Below are 676 nucleotides of genomic sequence, written 5' to 3' on the forward strand. Positions count from 1 at the left end.
GGTCTGCGTCCATGCCCAGGATATTCAGGATTGCTCGGTGAAGCAGCATCCGGACTACAGAACATTCCGAAAATCTGCCGTGCCATCCGGCATCAAATTGACATCGGGAACCCGATCCCATCTCTGGGAATCCATGGTTGCACTAGGAAGGCTCTGCGACATGGACAATGACGACAGGTGGAGCATGGTGGTTCTGGACTGCATCTCCCCCGTTCTTCGGGCAAAATCCTGGAAGATCTCTCGGGACTTCCACACCGACCGAGAAGAAGTCCAGTCGGACATGGCGGAAGCGGCGATCATCACGTGGACAGAGACCGCACAAGGATTTCCCCCCAAAACAGTCAGGGGCGCCATGGTGAAATCTGCCTTCTCCGCCGCCTACGACCGAGCGAAGGTCACTATGCGCGAGACTTCCCGGTTCGATATGGAATCACTCCGCCTGCCGGCTGCTCCGAGCAAGCTCTCGGCGCGGGGCGGGGTGCCTTTCATCAGGGTTACTGATGCACAGTCACCTGAGATGGCGGCGGTCATCCGGGGTGAGCAGTACGGGTCCTGGTTCTACGAGCACAATTACATGGACCGCACAATGGCCCTCCACGAAAGTGTCCGGTCCGGTCACTTCTCCGGAGGGCTCTTTTCGGCGCCGGGCGAAGAGGCGGCGGCCCGCCGGATCACC

The 676-nt window shown here is 59.6% G+C and carries 1 protein-coding gene; it reads left to right on the forward strand.

Annotated elements, in window-relative coordinates:
- Positions 1-160 precede the first annotated feature (160 nt).
- On the forward strand, positions 161-676 hold a 516-nt coding region (locus ABD323_RS43120; RefSeq protein WP_344447493.1), incomplete at its 3' end, for a hypothetical protein.

The sequence above is a fragment of the Kitasatospora nipponensis genome, from assembly GCF_039528135.1.
GTDB classification, from domain to species: Bacteria; Actinomycetota; Actinomycetes; order Streptomycetales; family Streptomycetaceae; genus Kitasatospora; species Kitasatospora nipponensis.